The sequence below is a fragment of the Mesorhizobium sp. WSM4814 genome (assembly GCF_055811595.1).
The window spans coordinates 17,062-33,532 of the sequence record NZ_JBVVQT010000037.1 but is presented as its reverse complement, the minus strand read 5'-3'; the positions used below and the strand labels follow the sequence as shown (position 1 = coordinate 33,532).

16 protein-coding genes are annotated in these 16,471 nt (G+C 62.3%); all 16 read left to right on the top strand.

The annotated features are described in order from the left end of the window. A partial coding sequence (locus tag AC0L2V_RS30660) for a ParB/RepB/Spo0J family partition protein (protein WP_473522023.1) occupies positions 1–483 on the top strand: 483 nt, incomplete at its 5' end. A gap of 261 nt (positions 484–744) precedes the next feature. After that, a complete protein-coding gene (locus AC0L2V_RS30655; protein WP_473522022.1) occupies positions 745–1,029 on the top strand; it encodes a hypothetical protein in 285 nt (94 codons plus the stop codon). Positions 1,030–1,032: 3 nt separating this feature from the next. After that, positions 1,033–1,455 carry a hypothetical protein gene (locus AC0L2V_RS30650; protein ID WP_473522021.1) on the top strand — a complete coding sequence of 141 codons (423 nt, stop codon included), beginning with the start codon at positions 1,033–1,035 and terminating at the stop codon, positions 1,453–1,455. Between the two features lie 531 nt (positions 1,456–1,986). Next, positions 1,987–2,310, top strand: a complete 324-nt coding sequence (locus AC0L2V_RS30645; RefSeq protein ID WP_473522020.1) for a DUF736 domain-containing protein — start codon at positions 1,987–1,989, stop codon at positions 2,308–2,310. A 177-nt stretch (positions 2,311–2,487) separates the two neighbouring features. After that, a complete protein-coding gene (locus AC0L2V_RS30640; protein ID WP_473522019.1) occupies positions 2,488–2,757 on the top strand; it encodes a helix-turn-helix transcriptional regulator in 270 nt (89 codons plus the stop codon). Further along, complete coding sequence (lepB, locus tag AC0L2V_RS30635) at positions 2,754–3,302, top strand: signal peptidase I (protein WP_473522018.1); 549 nt, start codon at positions 2,754–2,756, stop codon at positions 3,300–3,302. Before AC0L2V_RS30640 ends, lepB begins: the two co-directional genes overlap by 4 nt. Continuing rightward, on the top strand, positions 3,290–3,976 hold the full coding sequence (locus tag AC0L2V_RS30630) for a lytic transglycosylase domain-containing protein (protein WP_473522017.1): 687 nt from the start codon (positions 3,290–3,292) through the stop codon (positions 3,974–3,976). The genes lepB and AC0L2V_RS30630 overlap by 13 nt, the downstream gene beginning before the upstream one ends. A gap of 198 nt (positions 3,977–4,174) precedes the next feature. Continuing rightward, positions 4,175–6,145: a relaxase/mobilization nuclease RlxS gene (gene rlxS / locus AC0L2V_RS30625; protein ID WP_473522016.1), complete on the top strand. Its 1,971-nt coding sequence runs from the start codon at positions 4,175–4,177 to the stop codon at positions 6,143–6,145. A 962-nt stretch (positions 6,146–7,107) separates the two neighbouring features. Next, a complete protein-coding gene (gene glmS / locus AC0L2V_RS30620) occupies positions 7,108–8,931 on the top strand; it encodes a glutamine--fructose-6-phosphate transaminase (isomerizing) (RefSeq protein WP_473522015.1) in 1,824 nt (607 codons plus the stop codon). Positions 8,932–9,177: 246 nt separating this feature from the next. Next, complete coding sequence (locus AC0L2V_RS30615) at positions 9,178–11,208, top strand: conjugal transfer protein TraG (protein ID WP_473522026.1); 2,031 nt, start codon at positions 9,178–9,180, stop codon at positions 11,206–11,208. Between the two features lie 120 nt (positions 11,209–11,328). After that, positions 11,329–11,742: a CopG family transcriptional regulator gene (locus AC0L2V_RS30610; RefSeq protein WP_473522014.1), complete on the top strand. Its 414-nt coding sequence runs from the start codon at positions 11,329–11,331 to the stop codon at positions 11,740–11,742. After that, positions 11,739–12,707, top strand: a complete 969-nt coding sequence (gene trbB / locus AC0L2V_RS30605; protein ID WP_473522013.1) for a P-type conjugative transfer ATPase TrbB — start codon at positions 11,739–11,741, stop codon at positions 12,705–12,707. Before AC0L2V_RS30610 ends, trbB begins: the two co-directional genes overlap by 4 nt. Before the next feature lie 11 nt (positions 12,708–12,718). Continuing rightward, a complete protein-coding gene (locus AC0L2V_RS30600; RefSeq protein WP_008871922.1) occupies positions 12,719–13,027 on the top strand; it encodes a TrbC/VirB2 family type IV secretion system protein in 309 nt (102 codons plus the stop codon). Continuing rightward, positions 13,027–13,299 carry a VirB3 family type IV secretion system protein gene (locus tag AC0L2V_RS30595; RefSeq protein WP_008871923.1) on the top strand — a complete coding sequence of 91 codons (273 nt, stop codon included), beginning with the start codon at positions 13,027–13,029 and terminating at the stop codon, positions 13,297–13,299. The genes AC0L2V_RS30600 and AC0L2V_RS30595 overlap by 1 nt, the downstream gene beginning before the upstream one ends. Next, on the top strand, positions 13,293–15,743 hold the full coding sequence (trbE, locus tag AC0L2V_RS30590) for a conjugal transfer protein TrbE (protein WP_473522012.1): 2,451 nt from the start codon (positions 13,293–13,295) through the stop codon (positions 15,741–15,743). The genes AC0L2V_RS30595 and trbE overlap by 7 nt, the downstream gene beginning before the upstream one ends. After that, positions 15,740–16,465 (top strand): P-type conjugative transfer protein TrbJ, encoded by a 726-nt coding sequence (gene trbJ, locus AC0L2V_RS30585; RefSeq protein WP_077376367.1) that lies wholly within the window; start codon positions 15,740–15,742, stop codon positions 16,463–16,465. Before trbE ends, trbJ begins: the two co-directional genes overlap by 4 nt. Positions 16,466–16,471: the final 6 nt, after the last annotated feature.

Here is a 16,471-nt window from a genome sequence, read left to right as displayed (position 1 = left end):
ACGACGCCCATGCCCTCGAAAGCCTCATTGATCGAGAACATCGCCCACCTCGACCCCGACGAAGTGTCGCAATGGGACACGTTTTCGCGGCTGATCAAGGAGGGCTGCAGCGTTGCCGACATCGCCGCCACCTTCGGCATCACCGAGCTTCTGGTGAAACGCATTCTGGCGCTCGGCGACCTCTTGCCGAAAATCCGCGAGGCCCATCGGCGCGAGGAAATCGACGTCGAGACGGCGCGCAATCTGACCATGGCCTCCAAGGCGCAGCAGAAGGACTGGCTGGCGCCTTATGCCGATCCCGAGCAATACGCGCCGCGCGGCGACCAGTTAAAACAATGGCTGTTCGGCGCCAGTCGATTTCCTCAGAGGTGGCGCTGTTTGCGGTCGAGGATTATCCGGGCTGATCGTCTGCGACCTGTTCGGCGAGAACAGCTATTTCGCCGCTGCCGACCTGTTCTGGCAAAAGCAGAACGAGGCCCATAGCCGCCAGGCGCGACGCCTTTCTCGAGGCCGGATGGCGCGAAGTGATCGTGCTCGAACCGGGTCAGCATTTCCACTCATGGGACCACGAAAAGACGCCGAAGAAGAAGGGCGGCAAGGTCTTTATATCAGTCTCGCATCGGGGCGAGGCCGAGTGTCACGAGGGCTGGCTCGCGCAAGGAGGCGCGCCGCACACGCGCGAATGGCGAGTCCGCAGAGGCCGAGACGCCGGCCAAACCGTCGCGACCGGAACTCACCGGGCCGATGCAGAACTATGTCGATCTGCACCGTCATGCCGCGGTGCGCTTGGGCCTGCTCGACCATCCGGGCGCAGCCCTTCGCCTGATGGTGGCGCATGCGATTGCCGGTTCCGGCCTGTGGCAGGTGCGCCCCGAGCCGCAGCGCGCCGCCAACGAGATCGTGGCCGCAAGCCTGGCAGCCTGCAAGGCCGAGGCCGCGTTCGCCGAAAAACGGCGCGCCGTTCTGACCCTGCTTGGGCAATCGGACGAGCACACCACGGTCGCCTGGCCGCTATGGCGACGGCTATGATACGTGCCAGTCTTTGCCCGTTTGCTCACCCTGTCCGACGACGATGTCCTGCGCGTTCTCAGCATCATCATGGCCGAGACGCTCGAAGCCGGCAGCGCCGTCATCGAGGCGCTCGGCAATCATCTGAATGTCGACATCGGCGCTTGCTGGCAACCGGACGACGCCTTCTTCGACCTATTCCGTTACAAGGAAATTGCCAATTCCATGCTTGCCGAAGTCGGCGGTAAGCATGTCGCCGACGGCAATGTCGCCGAGAAGATCAAGACGCAAAAGAAGATCATCCGCGACTTCCTTGCCGGCGAGAACGGCCGCGAGAAGGTGGACAGCTGGCTGCCGCGCTGGATGAAATTCCCGTTCGAAAGCTACACTGATCGCGGCTTCCGCACCGCCGATCAATGGGTCAGGTCGCTGTTCGTCTGCGCATAGCATGTCGCGGCCGGCGGCGGCTTCTCGGTAGCCGCCGCTCGGCACCGTACCCGGGTCGCACCGATAGCACGTTCGAGCATGCTTTGCCCCCGCATCCCGCAGCAAATCCGGCCGGCAAACTGCTAGTCCGTAGATCGATCAGCCCCCCGGATGCTGCTCTGCACCCGACCTGCGGTCACGATCTCGATCGGCATGGGCACCGCATCAGCCGCAGTCCCTGTCAATTCCCGCCCCTCCTGCCTGGCTGCAGCGACCGCGCTTCCCTCGATCTCCATGCCCTCTTCAAGGACCATCCCCTGCGGCTGGCTTGTCGACCTATGGGCGGATCCGGCCCGCCCGAAACCCTCGCCAATCAGCTTTTTTCCCCGCCGCCTGCGGCGGCTTCCTCGCGCCGCTTCGCTTCAAAAAAGCTGCCCGCTCGGGTCCTCCGCTAGCGCTTCGGCCCTGTCGGGTTCAGGCGGTCCGGACGCGCCCATCACGGTCCGCCATCGCAGGGGATGGTCCCCGGCGACAGCAAAAGGAGACTTCGAAATGACCGCGATCGGTTACGTCAACAAGCAGGAAAACGGCGCCTACAAGGGCCAGCTCAGGACGCTCAGCGTCCGCGCCGACATCGACATCGTCCCCAACCAGGCCAAGAGCGCCGACAACCATCCCGACTTCCGGGTCCTGACGCAAGGGGTCGAAGTTGGCGCCGGCTGGATCCGCACCGGCGAGACTTCCGGCAAGGATTATGTGAGCCTGTCGATTGCAGCGCCGGAGTTCGGACCGCGCAAGCTCTACGCGAATCTGGGCCGCGCCGCCGGCCAGGACGATGACGACACCTACGCCATCATCTGGAACCCAGCCGACTGATCGGCCGACCTCGAGCCCCGCGCCCCAGCCGGCGCGGGGCTCATTCCCAGGCGCTCCAGGCAAACCTGTCCGCCCCAAAATGCGGCGAAAACTCTCCCCCGAGTCTTCGCCCGTCCCGGAGGCGATCTCGCTCGCCCATTCTCGCCCTCGCTTGTCCGAAGCGAAACGAGGATCACCATGGACGACGAAAACGAACGCGCGGCCCGCGCCAAAAAGGGCAGTCCCTTTCTCAGCACGGCCCAAGCCGCCTTCTATATCGGGCTCTCCCAGCGCACGCTGGAAAAGATGCGGCTCAAGGGCGGCGGCCCGAAATTCCGCAAGCACGGCCGCTACGTCCGCTACCACATCGACGAGCTTGACGGATGGTCGAAAGGACACCCGCAGCACTCCACTGCCGAGCGTGGTGAGGCCGGTTCCGGCCAAGCCGGCCAGGGAGGCCGCTCATGAGCCGGCGCCCTTCCATCCGTCTGATCGGCAGCCGTCTCCGGCGCCTTCGGGCACGCAAAACCATCGCCGCTGCCGTGATTGGACTGACCCTGATCGGCTTCGCCGGCACCGTCGGACCAACGCCCTGGCTGGTCTGGAACGCCTCGGCCAGCGCGCCCGTCGGCCTCTATGGCCTCGGCTTTGCAGCACCGGGTCGCGGCGATCTTGTGCTCGTCCGCCCGTCAGAATCGCTCGCCGAACTCGCCGCCGAACGCGGCTATCTGCCCCGCAACGTGCCGCTGGTAAAACGTCTTGCCGCGCTGCCGGGCGACCATGTCTGCGCCTTCAATGACGCGATCATCATCGACGGGGAGATCCTCGCGCGACGCCTGGCGAAGGATACCAAACGCCGCTCGCTGCCATGGTGGAACGGGTGCCACACGCTCGCCGACAACGAAATCTTCCTGCTCGGCAGCGACGATATTCGGTCGTTCGACAGCCGCTATTTCGGGCCGGTGCCGCGCGCGAATGTGATCGGGAGGCTCGTGCCGCTATGGACCGAGTGAGCCTCCTGATATTCGGCATGATCGCCCTTGCGCCATGCGCCTGTTCCGCCTCGACCGGCGCTGAGCCGGTCGCCATCTCCCAAAGTCCGCAGCTTCGAAGGTGGCACGAGTTCACAGACGAGGCAAGCAGACGCTTCCGTATTCCTCAGGCCTGGATTTACGCCGTCATGGATGCCGAAAGCGGCGGCAAGACCATGATCGACGGTCGCCCAATTACCTCACGCGCGGGCGCATTGGGCCTCATGCAGGTGATGCCGGAAACGTATAGGGACATGCGTGCCGAATACGGTCTGGGCGCCGATCCGCACAATCCGCGTGACAATATTCTCGCCGGAACCGCCTATCTCAGCGCCATGTATGACCGCTTCGGTTTCCCCGGCCTGTTTGCTGCCTACAATGCTGGACCCGAGCGCTACGAAGAGCATTTGAGGCGTGGAAACCCGCTGCCGAAAGAGACCGTTGCCTATCTCAAACAGCTCAGGGGGAAGGGGATTTCGGCTGCCGACATGGATAGATTCGTAAGGCACTCCAAGGCGCCAGACAGCCAAAACACTCCCTTCGGCCGCTCGCTCTTCTTCCTCCGTAACGGAGTTCGGACCCGCGAAGCGAATGGCGATCTCTTTGTGCCGCTCAGCGTCAATCGCGCTCGGACGAACAAGCCGAATGGCGGGTGAGTAGGCGAGCGGGGTGGGGAAGAGCGGGGAAGGGCAGAAGAGGGCGGAAGAGGGCGGCGTAAGGCAAGATAAAGGCATCGCCTCCAGGAGCCGGCGAAGTCCTTGTCTGCACATCGTTTTTCCCGGAGGCTGCCGGTAGAACCGGGAGGGTGGGGCGAGCAAGTGGGTGATTTCGCTTGCGACTTCTGGGAGGCCACGATGCAGGATGACGAATTCAGGCCGAAGCTCGGCAGAATAGGCTCGCGCGGCTCGAAGGCCGGCAAACGCTTCGCCAGCCAGGTCCAGGCGGCGATCAACAGAGCCGGCGGCCCGCCCCAGCGCGGCGGCCGCTTTAGCGGCAGCCGGGCAGGGCGCGGCGGGGCGATCGCCGCGTTGCTGAAATCACGCGACAGGTATGCCGCCTTCCGGCAGCGGCGGGTGGTGGTCAAGGCGCGCGTCGTCAAGCTGGCCGGCAAAGGCCAGGGTGGGGCGCGTGCGCATCTGCGTTACATCCAGCGCGACGGCGTTACCCGGGAAGGCGCGCCTGGCGAGCTCTACGGCGCCGACAGTGAAAGCGTCGACAGCAAGGCCTTCCTTGATCGTGCCGACGGCGATAGGCATCAGTTCCGCTTCATCGTCGCCCCCGAAGACGGCATGCAGTATGATGACCTGAAGCCACTCACGCGCCGGCTCATGGCGCAGATGGAGGAGGATCTTGGCACGAAGCTCGACTGGGTTGCCGTCGATCATTTCAACACCGGCCACCCGCACACCCACATCCTCGTCCGGGGCAAGGACGATCGCGGCGAGAACCTGGTGATCGCGCGGGAATATATCTCGAGCGGAATCCGCGAACGGACGGCCGAACTGGTCAGCCTCGATCTCGGTCCGCGCACCGATCGCGAGATCGAGCACCGCCTGCGCCAGGAAATGGAGCAGGACCGCTTCACCAGCATCGACCGGCAGCTGCTCAGCATGCGCGACAGTGACGGACTGGTTTCCCCGGTCGGCCGCAACGCCTTTAGACAGACGCTGCACCAGGGCCGACTGCGCAAACTCGAACGGATGGGTCTGGCCGAGGAGATCATCTCGGGCCGCTGGCGCCTCGACGATGAACTCGAAGCAACACTGCGGCGCATCGGCGAACGCGGTGACATCATCAAGACGATGCACCGCGACATTGCAGGTAAAGGACTATCCCGAAGTGCCGCCGACTGTGTGATTCACGATCGATCCAGTCAGCTCGCGCAACCTGTCATTGGCCGTGTTGTGGCGCGCGGGCTTGCCGACGAGATCAAGGACCGCCACTACCTCATCGTGGATGGGGTGGACGGAAAAAGCCACTACATCGATGTCGGCAAAGGCGAGGCCACCGAACCGACGCCCGACGGCTGCATCGTCCGTGTCACGCCGAGAAACACCGAGCCGAGACAGGTTGACCGCACCGTCGTCGAGATCGCCGCCGTCCATGGCGGGCGCTACAATGTTGATATCCACCTGGAGCATGATCCATCTGCCACCGAACGCTTCGCCGAGACCCATGTACGGCGCTTGGAAGCCATTCGCCGTGAGACCGGCACTGTCAGGCGCGAAGCCGACGGCACATGGATCATCGGGCCGAACCATATCGACTACGTCGCCGACTACGAGCGCAAGCGAGCCATGGCTGCGCCTGTTGTCGTCGACAAGCTCTCATCAATGCCGCTGGAGCAGCAAATCGCGTTCGATGGTGCCACCTGGGTCGACCGGGAAATGGTTTCCGATGTACCAGAGGCCCTGCGCAACTTCGGCTTTGGCCGTGAGGTGAGGGAGGCGCAAGCCCGCAGACGGCAATGGCTGATTGCTCAGGGTCTCGCGCATGAAGAGCAGGACCGCACCGTCTATCGCGCCAACATGATTTCGATCCTCCGCCAGCGTGAACTGAACCGTGTTGCCGGTCAGCTCTCGGAAGAGCTCGGTCTGTCCTATGCTGAAGTGCGACCCGGAGACCGGGTACAAGGCACTCTCCGCCGCTCAGTTGAGCTCGCCAGCGGCAAATACGCCGTTATCGAGAAATCGCGCGAGTTCGTGCTCGTCCCGTGGCGGCCTGTGCTCGAGCGGCATATCGGCAAAGAGGTTTCCGGCCTGGTGCAGCGCGAGGGTATCTCTTGGAGCATAGGTCGGCAAAGGAGTGGGCCCAGCGTTTCGTGACTTTCATGGCAGCCATGCGCAGGTGCGGTGTGCCTTCGACCAGCCCGGCAAGAGTTCGAGAGGAGCTCCGAGAGCGGAGTGCCACCAGCTCTGGCGGGGTATACCCCTCATCAACAGTGCGACCGCCGCCGAATGCCCTCCCCTTCCAACAAAGGCCCTCGGCGCCAGATCGCAAGCTTGCCGTGGATCGCGGAGATTTGCTGAACCAGCTACGACGAAAAGCAAAGGGATCGAGCTCGTCGCGGCGGCTGTCTGATGTGGATGCGCTTCCACATGCCATGAGGCATAACGTGGCACAACGCGTCCGCCTCATTGCATAGGCAGCCAAAAATGGGACTGATAGCCACCCGATTCGCATCGGCATCGATCTTTGATGCACGATCAAATCGACTAACGCGGAAGACGGGAATGCGCTGCGCAGCATAGGAAGGTAGCAATGCAAATTATCCTTAGGGCCATCGGCACAGCCTGGCATTCGGCCTTGTTTAAGATCGACACTGCCCGGCTGCGGCGGCAGCGGAGGCAACTCGGCGACGTTGCCACGGCGGAATTTCGGCGCCCGGAACTCCGCACCGCCGAACACTCCGCGACTAAGTCAGCCACCGGACCATCCTCTCCGCGAGCCGGGGCGGTGCCCAAGAGGGACAGCTTGCAGGGACAATTTGCGCGGCCGCGCCGGTCGAAAAAGCATTGAACAAAGCCGCAAATCGCGGCAGTTGGTGGCGAATTTGACGGCTTTTTCACTCTCTGAGACGGGTGAAGCTGACGTCAGGAGACCTGGATAGCCGAGGTCAACGGTCCGTGTCGCCTTATGTCAAACTCGTGCTCTTCTATCCACTGGCTGGATGGCAACCATCCCATCAATCGATTTTACCTGTTTTACCGAATTCTACTAGGAGGCTCAGCGCCGGGCGGTGCCCTTCTGGTCGGCTGAGGCTATCGGGAAGAATTCGGAGACGATCATGTGCGGGATTGTTGGCATCGTTGGGCATCAGCCGGTGTCTGATCGGTTGGTCGACGCTTTGAAGCGTCTCGAATATCGAGGATATGACTCAGCCGGCGTTGCCACCATCACCGAGGGCTCGTTGCACTGCCGGCGCGCCAAGGGCAAGCTCATCAATCTCGAGACGAGGTTGAAGGAAGAGCCGCTGAGTGGCACCATCGGCATCGCACACACGCGCTGGGCAACGCATGGGGCACCGACTGAGCGCAACGCGCACCCGCACTTTACGGACGGTGTGGCCGTCGTTCACAACGGCATTATCGAGAATTTCACCGAGTTGAAGGACGAACTGGTGGCGGCGGGCGCCGAGTTCCAGACCGACACCGACACCGAGGTCGTCGTGCATCTCTTGGCAAGACACCGCCGGGAGGGCATGGGGCGGGGTGAGGCAATGCACGCCATGCTGAAGCGCGTCAGGGGCGCCTACGCGCTTGCCATTCTCTTCGAGGATGATCCGTCGACCATCATGGCGGCGCGCAATGGACCACCGCTGGCGATCGGTCACGGCGACGGCGAGATGTTCCTGGGCTCCGACGCCATGGCGCTAGCTCCCTTTACAAATGCAATCACATATCTCGTCGACGGCGACTGGGCCGTTATCGGCAAGGCAGGCGCCGATATCTTCGATTTCGATGGCCATCCCGTCGAGCGTCCGCGCCAGACTTCCACGGCCGGGGCATACCTGGCCAATAAGGGGAACCGTCGCCACTTCATGGAGAAGGAAATTTACGAGCAGCCCGAGGTCATCACCCGTGCGCTCGGTCATTACATCAACTTCGAAGGGAATCGCGTCGATACGGTTTCGAGCATAGATTTCGCCAGCATCCCGAGCCTGGCGATCTCGGCTTGCGGCACCGCCTATCTGGCCGGACTGATCGCAAAATACTGGTTCGAGCGCTATGCGCGCCTGCCGGTCGAAATCGACGTTGCGTCCGAATTCCGCTACCGGGAGATCCCGTTACCGCCGGAATCGGCAGCTCTTTTCATTTCGCAATCCGGCGAAACCGCCGATACGCTCGCGTCCCTGAGGTACTGCAAGGGGCGTGGGCTGAAAACCGGCGCTGTCGTCAATGCCCGCGAATCGACCATCGCTCGGGAGGCCGACGCGGTCTTCCCGATCCTTGCCGGCCCGGAGATCGGCGTCGCCTCCACCAAGGCTTTCACGTGCCAGCTTGCGGTTCTGGCCACACTAGCCATCGGCGCTGCTAAGGACCGTGGAACGCTAACTGAATATGAGGTGAAGGCGCTCGTCCAGAGCCTTGCCGAAATGCCGGGCGTCATGGGCCGGGTACTGAACAGCATCCAGCCAGATATCGAGCTCCTGTCGCGCGAACTGTCAAAGTGTCATGGTGTCCTGTATCTTGGCCGCGGCACCAGTTTCCCACTGGCGATGGAAGGTGCGCTGAAGCTCAAAGAGATTTCCTACATCCATGCTGAGGGCTATGCGGCTGGCGAATTGAAGCATGGTCCGATCGCATTGATAGACGAGAGCATGCCAGTGATCGTCATCGCGCCACATGATCGCTTTTTCAACAAGACCGTCTCCAATATGGAGGAAGCGGCCGCCCGTGGAGGGCGGATTATCCTCATCACCGATGAAAATGGGGCCGCTGCGTCGAAACTCGACACGATGCATACGATCGTGCTGCCGGCCGTCGACGAGATTATCGCACCTATGATTTTCTCGCTGCCGATACAGCTTCTTGCCTATCATACGGCGGTCTCCATGGGCAAAGATGTCGACCAGCCGCGCAATCTCGCAAAATCGGTCACCGTCGAATGATTGTGACGCGCTCATAGGTGGCATGCGTCTCTCGGAAATACACTTCCAAGCGTCACTGGCATTTGGCTGTCGACGAGACGCAGATCAGGTCTGCGGTCAAGTGGGCATAATTGCTCCACTGAAAGTTCCAGTCTGAGCGATCCTGCGCATTCCCTCATCGCACCTGGTCGTGCGTAGTGCGCATTTCAGTTCACATCGCGCCGCGCGATGCTTGGCCCCGCATGTCCAGAACTGCGGAGCAAGCCAATGACGCCTACGAAGTTGCTGATTGGGCAGATCGCCGTCGTGTTCGCAATCGTGATACTCGGCGTATGGGCGGCCACGCAGTGGTGCGCCCATATGCTCGGCCATCAACCGCCACTCGGCGCGCCATGGTTAGTCGCGGCTGGCTGGCAGATCTACAAGCCGTGGAAACTGTTCGAATGGTGGTTCCACTTCGACGCTTATGCGCCCGAGGTCTTCGATAAGGCCGGTGCGCTTGCCGGAGCTAGTGGGTTCGTGGGCTGTGCCGCCGCGATCGCCGGCTCGCTCTGGCGCGCGCGACAGCTCGGGTCGGTCACCACATATGGGTCGTCAAGGTGGGCCGCGACTCACGAGATCGAGACGGCAGGGCTGTTTCGGCCGGCCGGCGTTTTCCTAGGCAAGCTGAAGGATCGCTATCTGCGCCATGACGGGCCCGAGCACGTCATGGCCTTTGCCCCAACACGATCAGGCAAGGGCATCGGACTCGTTGTTCCAACTCTTCTGTCCTGGACCGGCTCGGCCGTCATTCACGATATCAAAGGCGAGAACTGGCAGTTGACCTCCGGCTGGCGCTCGAAGTTCTCCTACTGCCTCCTGTTCAATCCGACCGATCCGAGGTCGGCGCGCTATAACCCGCTGCTGGAGGTACGAAAAGGTCCAGACGAGGTCCGCGACGTCCAGAACATCGCCGACATCCTGGTAGATCCGGAAGGCGCGCTGGACCGGCGGAACCACTGGGAGAAAACCAGTCACTCACTCTTGGTCGGAGCCATTTTGCACGTGCTTTACGCCGAAGAGGAAAAGACGCTCGCTCGCGTCGCCACCTTCCTGTCGGACCCGCAACGCTCGTTTGCCGCGACACTACGGCGGATGATGACGACCAACCATCTCGGCAAGGCGGATAAGCCCCAGGTCCATCCTGTCGTGGCCTCGGCAGCTCGCGAGGTGTTGAACAAGTCGGAGAACGAGCGTTCAGGCGTTCTTTCGACCGCCATGTCGTTCCTCGGCCTCTATCGCGATCCTACGGTGGCGGCAGCGACATCAGCCTGCGACTGGCGCATTGCCGACCTCCTGGATGCTGAGCGACCGATGTCACTCTATCTGGTCGTGCCGCCATCGGACATCTCGCGCACGAAGCCGCTGGTGCGACTTGTGCTCAATCAGATCGGCAGACGTCTGACGGAGCGGCTGGAGGGGGATCCTAAGAAGAGCAGGAACCATCAACTGCTCATGATGCTGGACGAATTTCCGGCGCTCGGTCGCCTTGATTTCTTCGAAACCGCGCTCGCCTTCATGGCCGGTTATGGCATCCGTGCATATCTGATCGCGCAATCCTTGAACCAGATCTCCAAGGCGTATGGGGACAACAATGCCATTCTCGACAACTGCCATGTGCGGATTGCCTTTTCCTCCAATGACGAGCGCACGGCCAAACGCATTTCCGACGCGCTCGGCACGGCGACGGAGCTGAGGTCAATGCGCAACTATGCCGGCCATCGGTTGGCGCCGTGGCTCTCGCACGTGATGGTTAGCCGCCAGGAGACCGCCCGTCCGCTACTGACACCGGGCGAGGTGATGCAGTTGCCGCAAGCCGATGAACTGGTATTGGTTTCAGGGCTGCCGCCCATTCGGGCGAAGAAGCTGCGCTACTACCAGGATCGAAATTTCACCGAGCGCGTGCTTTCTGCGCCGGTATTGCGCGACGGCGCTTACGCGGATCGGCCAGTACCGCGCCCGGACTGTTGGATCGGGCAGGTGCGGGGCGTTGACCGCCGTCTTGCTGGCGGCGGCGAAAGCCAGGGCGAGGCAATTGAAGATGAAGGAGGTGTCCAGCAACAGCGACATCCGGGTCTGCCTGAAGAGCATACAGCAGTCACTCTGGAGCCCGACCGGGACGACCTGCTCAAGCCCGCGGACGATGATAGCGAGGCAGTTGCCGACAGGCGCGTGATGGACAGAATTTCCACTGCCGCACGCGCCTATGGCATCAACGAGGGAACGGGCGACAACAAGGACATCGTGCCCGGCTTCTGAAAGAAGCTGCCGAAGGCAGAGCGCAAATCAGCGTAGATAACGGCCATAAGCAATTTCGAGGAAGTCGCCGATGCTCGTTCCCGCCCGCGCAACAGCGCTGGGACAGTTGGAACGAGCCACATGAGCCCTCAGCGCATTCGTCATCAGTTTCTGCTCGAACCCGACCTGAGCAAGAAACTGGACGACCTCAGCCGCGATCCATCGACGACCAAATCAGCGATCGTGGCGAAGGCAGTCGAGGCCTTTATCGAGCGGCGTGGCGAGAACGAGCTCGACCGGCGCTACGGCGTAAGGCTCGACCGTCTTTCCCGTGACCTCGGTCATCTCAGACGCGACGTCGAGATGATCCTAGAGAGCCTGGCGCTCTTCATTCGCTTTTCCATCACGCTTCATGCTCACACGCCAGTCCCGGACAGGGCGACGCAGGCGATTGCCCAGGAGCGCTTCGACAAATTCGTCGAGCAAGTGGGCCGCCAGATCGCCTCCGGCAAACGGTCGCTTAGGACGGATAATGGCGGGGGAGGGGAAGGATGACTTCTCATCCGGAGGTCGACCATCGCCATCGTGCCATGTTGCGCACCGCCATGGGCCCGGCAATCGCTGAGGCCCTTGCCGATTCATCTGTTGTCGAGGTGATGGTCAATCCCGACGGTGCGCTGCGGCTCGACCGGCTGGGAGAAGGTCGGGTCGGTACCGGCGTGCATATGCACCCATCCGAGGCGGAACGCATCGTTCGCCTGGTCGCTTCCCATGTGCGTGCCGAGGCGCATGCGGGTAGTCCGATCGTCAGCGCCGAACTGCCCTCGGGCGAGCGCTTCGAGGGGCTGCTGCCGCCAGTCGTTCTGGCGCCATGCTTCGCCATCCGTAAACCGGCCGCAAAACTCTACACGTTGGCCAACTATGTCGCCGACCAAATCATGCTGCCGCTGCAGGCCGATGCGCTGAGGAAGGCCGTGCGCGAGCGGCGCAACATATTGGTCGCAGGCGGCACGTCGTCGGGAAAAACCACGCTCGCAAATGCGCTGCTGGCCGAAGTCGCGGAATGCGACGAGCGGGTGATCCTGATCGAAGACACACGCGAGCTGCAGTGCGCTGCCAAGGACTGCGTTGCCCTCAGGACAAGACGGGGCTCGGTGACGCTTGCCGATCTCGTACGCTCGACGCTGCGGCTCAGGCCGGACCGCATCGTCGTCGGCGAAGTCCGGGGTGCGGAAGCCCTCGATATGCTGAAGGCATGGAACACTGGCCACCCCGGTGGCATCGCCACGGTTCACGCCAATTCGGCGCGCTCCGCCCTCTACCGGATCGAGCAACTCGCGCAGGAAGCCGTCGTCACTGTACCACGCCGTCTGATCGCCGATGCCATCGATCTGATTGTCTTCATCGCCGGGCGCGGATCCTCGCGCCGCATTGACGCCATCGCCGAGGTCACCGGTCTCGACGGCAGCGGCGATTACGCCGTCACCCAACTGACGCTCCCGCAACTTCAGCAGTTTTGAAAGGCCAATCCATGTGCAAGAAGCTTCGCTTTCTTTCGTCCACCGCGCTCGTGCTTGTTCTCACGGTCTCAGCCCGCGCAGCAGGCTCCGGCATGCCTTGGGAACAGCCGCTGCAGCAGATCCTGGAGTCTGTACAGGGACCGGTCGCCAAGATTATCGCCGTGATCATCATCATCACCACGGGCTTAACCCTTGCCTTCGGTGACACTGCAGGCGGTTTCCGCCGGCTGATCCAGATCGTCTTCGGGCTGTCGATCGCCTTCGCGGCATCGAGCTTCTTTCTCTCCTTCTTCTCCTTTGGCGGCGGAGCACTCGTCTGATGGTCGCTGGAGAGCAGCATATTGAGGGCTTCGCGGTTCCCGTTCACCGGGCATTGACCGAAGCCATCCTGCTGGGCGGTGCACCGCGAGCGGTGGCGATCCTCAACGGCACGGTGGCCGCAGCTATCGGCCTCGGTTTGCAGCAGTGGATCGCTGGGCTGGTGCTGTGGATTGCCGGCCACACGCTGGCGGTCTTTGCCACAAGACGCGATCCAGACTTCGCCAGCGTGCTCGTTCGTCACCTTCGTCTGAAGGGATGGTTGGCATGCTGAACCTGTCAGAATACCGCAGCAAATCGGACAAACTTGCCGACCATCTGCCCTGGGCAGCGCTCGTCGCGCCCAGCATCGTGCTCAATAAGGACGGCAGCTTTCAGCGGACCTTACGGTTCCGCGGGCCCGATCTCGAAAGCGCGACGGAAGCAGAACTTGTCGGCATCTGCGCCCGGGCAAACAACGCGTTGAGAAGGCTCGGCTCCGGCTGGGCATTGTTCTTCGAAGCCGAGCGCATAGAGGCGCTCGGCTATCCTAACTCAACCTTTCCCGACGCCGCGTCTTGGCTGGTCGATGAAGAACGACGCGCGGCCTTCGAGGGCAAGGTCGCGCATTACGAGAGCCGCCATCACCTGACTTTGCTGTTCATGCCGCCCCCGGACGCACGGGCGAGGGCTGAAAGCGCGCTCGTTGACGCACACCAATCTGGCGGCGGGAGAGACTGGCCCCAGGAGCTGGCGGGGTTTCGCGACGAGACCGACCGGGTCCTCGATCTTTTGTCCGGTTTCATGCCCGAGGTGCGCGTGCTCGACGATGCCGAGACCCTGACTTACCTGCACGGCACAATCTCGACCCGCCGCCATCCACTCGCTGTCCCGGAAACCCCGATGTATCTCGACGGCATCCTGGTCGACGCGCCGCTTACCGGCGGCTTGGAGCCGATGCTCGGCGAACACCATCTTCGCACCCTTACCGTCCTCGGATTCCCGAATCTCACCCGGCCCGGAATTCTCGACGCGTTGAATCATCAGGATTTCGCCTATCGCTGGGTGACGCGCTTCATCCCGCTCGACAAGACGGAAGCCACGAAGACGCTGACACGGTTGCGCCGCCAGTGGTTTGCCAAGCGCAAATCGATCGCGGCCATCCTGCGCGAGGTCGTGACCAACGAACCTGTCCCGCTGGTCGACAGCGATGCCGACAACAAGGCGCTCGATGCCGACGCAGCCCTTCAGGCGTTGGGCGGCGACCATGTCGGCTTCGGTTATCTCACCACAACGGTGACAGTGTGGGATGAGGAACATCAAGCCGCCGCGGAGAAACTTCGCGCGGTCGAGCGAACCATCAATGGGCTCGGCTTCACCACCATCCGCGAAAGCGTCAATGCGGTCGAGGCGTGGCTCGGCTCGCTGCCTGGTCATATCTATGCCAATGTTCGCCAGCCGCTCGTTCACACATTGAACCTTGCGCATCTCATGCCGTTGGCGTCGGTCTGGGCAGGTCCTGCGGCGAACGAGCATCTCGCCAAGGTCACCCAGCGAGAGGCCTCGCCACTTCTGTTCGCAGAGACCAACGGGTCGACACCATTCCGGCTATCCACCCATGTCGACGATGTCGGCCACATGCTGATCGTTGGCCCGACCGGCGCCGGCAAATCGGTGCTGCTTGCCCTGATTGCGCTGCAGTTCCGGCGCTATGCCGGCGCGCAGGTCTATGTCTTCGACAAAGGCAATTCGGCGCGCGCGGCAGTCCTTGCCACGGGTGGAGAACACCACGCGCTGGGTGCTGACGGTGCGCTCGCCTTCCAGCCCCTGCGCAATATCGGCGACCAGGCTGCCCGCAGTTGGGCAGCCGAATGGATTGCTGGCCTCATTGCCCATGAGAATGTCACCGTCACGCCGGAGGTGAAGGAGGCAATCTGGTCGGCACTCACCAGCCTTGCCACCGCGCCGGCGCAGGAACGCACGCTGACGGGCCTTTCGGTCCTGCTTCAGTCCAACGGGCTGAAGTCCGCGTTGATGCCCTACACACTCGACGGTCCTTTCGGCCGCCTGCTCGACGCCGATGATGATCGGCTGGCCTTATCGAATGTGCAGTGTTTCGAGACGGAAGAGCTGATGCAGAGCCAAGGCGCTGTGCTGCCTGTGCTCACTTACTTGTTCCATCGTCTTGAAGAGCGGTTCGATGGACGGCCGACGCTGCTGATGCTCGACGAGGCTTGGCTCTATCTCGACAATCCGCTCTTTGCCGCCCGTATCCGCGAATGGCTGAAGGTTCTCCGAAAGCGGAATGTCTCGGTGATCTTCGCTACGCAATCGCTGACTGATATCGCGGGCTCTTCAATCGCGCCGGCGATCATCGAGAGCTGCCCCCAGCGCATTTTCCTTCCCAATGATCGTGCTGTGGAACCGCAAGCGCGGGCAGCCTACGAGCGCTTCGGCTTGAACGAGCGGCAGATCGAATTGATCGCCCGCGCCACGCCGAAGCGCCACTACTATCTTCAGTCACGTAGCGGCAACCGTCTCTTCGAGCTCGGGCTTGGCCCCATCACTCTTGCGCTTTGCGGCGCTTCCGATCCGGCGACGCAGACCCTGATCGACAAAATCCAGTCCGAAGACGGGCAAGACAGCTTTGCCTCCCGCTTTCTGAGCGCGCGCGGCCTCGATTGGGCTGCCGAGCTTCTCCAGCAATTCCCTCAACCAGATATGGAGCAATCCTCATGATTGGACGCCGTCTTTTCACCAGCCTGATCACCGTTTCCCTGATCGCCAAGCCAATGGCCGACTATGTGCAGCCGGCCTACGCCCTTATCGTGTTCGATCCATCCAATTATGCGCAGAACGTGCTGACGGCGGCGCGCGCGCTGGAGCAGATCAACAACCAGATCCAGTCGCTGCAGAACCAGGCAACCATGCTGCAGAACATGGCGCGCAATCTTCAGCGTCTGGATTTCTCTTCCGTGGGCCAACTCTCCGGTTCGCTCCATCGCATTGACGGTTTGATGGACCAGGCGAGTGGCCTCAGCTTTGATCTGGGCAAGCTTCAAGACCAGTGGCGCAGCCAATATCCGGAAAGCTACGAGGCCACGATCAAGGTCAGCGATGTGGCAACCGCAGCGCGCGAGCGCTGGCAGAGCGCCATGCAGGCGTTCCGCCAGACCATGCGGGTCCAGTCGCAGATCGTCGAGAACGTCCGCGCCGACGGCGACCTGCTTGCCGATCTCGTCAATCGCAGCCAAGGGGCGGCCGGTGCGCTTCAGGCAAGCCAGGCCACCAACCAGCTGATCGCGCTTTCGACCAAGCAGCAGATGCAGATCCAAACACTGCTCGCGACTCAGTTTCGAGCTGAGGCCGAGGATGCCGCGCGCAAGGCGCAGTCCGAGGAAGCCGCCCGCGAGACGACCAAGCGCTTCCTGGGTACCGGCTCGGCCTATCCCGGCAATTGATCACCA

Coding starts and splice junctions, on each gene's coding strand:
- glmS (WP_473522015.1), top strand. CDS start 7,108: ATGTGCGGGATTGTTGGCATCGTTGGGCATCAGCCGGTGTCTGATCGG.
- rlxS (WP_473522016.1), top strand. CDS start 4,175: ATGCAGGATGACGAATTCAGGCCGAAGCTCGGCAGAATAGGCTCGCGC.
- trbB (WP_473522013.1), top strand. CDS start 11,739: ATGACTTCTCATCCGGAGGTCGACCATCGCCATCGTGCCATGTTGCGC.
- AC0L2V_RS30610 (WP_473522014.1), top strand. CDS start 11,329: ATGAGCCCTCAGCGCATTCGTCATCAGTTTCTGCTCGAACCCGACCTG.
- AC0L2V_RS30655 (WP_473522022.1), top strand. CDS start 745: ATGCAGAACTATGTCGATCTGCACCGTCATGCCGCGGTGCGCTTGGGC.
- AC0L2V_RS30640 (WP_473522019.1), top strand. CDS start 2,488: ATGGACGACGAAAACGAACGCGCGGCCCGCGCCAAAAAGGGCAGTCCC.
- lepB (WP_473522018.1), top strand. CDS start 2,754: ATGAGCCGGCGCCCTTCCATCCGTCTGATCGGCAGCCGTCTCCGGCGC.
- trbE (WP_473522012.1), top strand. CDS start 13,293: ATGCTGAACCTGTCAGAATACCGCAGCAAATCGGACAAACTTGCCGAC.
- AC0L2V_RS30600 (WP_008871922.1), top strand. CDS start 12,719: ATGTGCAAGAAGCTTCGCTTTCTTTCGTCCACCGCGCTCGTGCTTGTT.
- AC0L2V_RS30615 (WP_473522026.1), top strand. CDS start 9,178: ATGACGCCTACGAAGTTGCTGATTGGGCAGATCGCCGTCGTGTTCGCA.
- AC0L2V_RS30595 (WP_008871923.1), top strand. CDS start 13,027: ATGGTCGCTGGAGAGCAGCATATTGAGGGCTTCGCGGTTCCCGTTCAC.
- trbJ (WP_077376367.1), top strand. CDS start 15,740: ATGATTGGACGCCGTCTTTTCACCAGCCTGATCACCGTTTCCCTGATC.
- AC0L2V_RS30630 (WP_473522017.1), top strand. CDS start 3,290: ATGGACCGAGTGAGCCTCCTGATATTCGGCATGATCGCCCTTGCGCCA.
- AC0L2V_RS30645 (WP_473522020.1), top strand. CDS start 1,987: ATGACCGCGATCGGTTACGTCAACAAGCAGGAAAACGGCGCCTACAAG.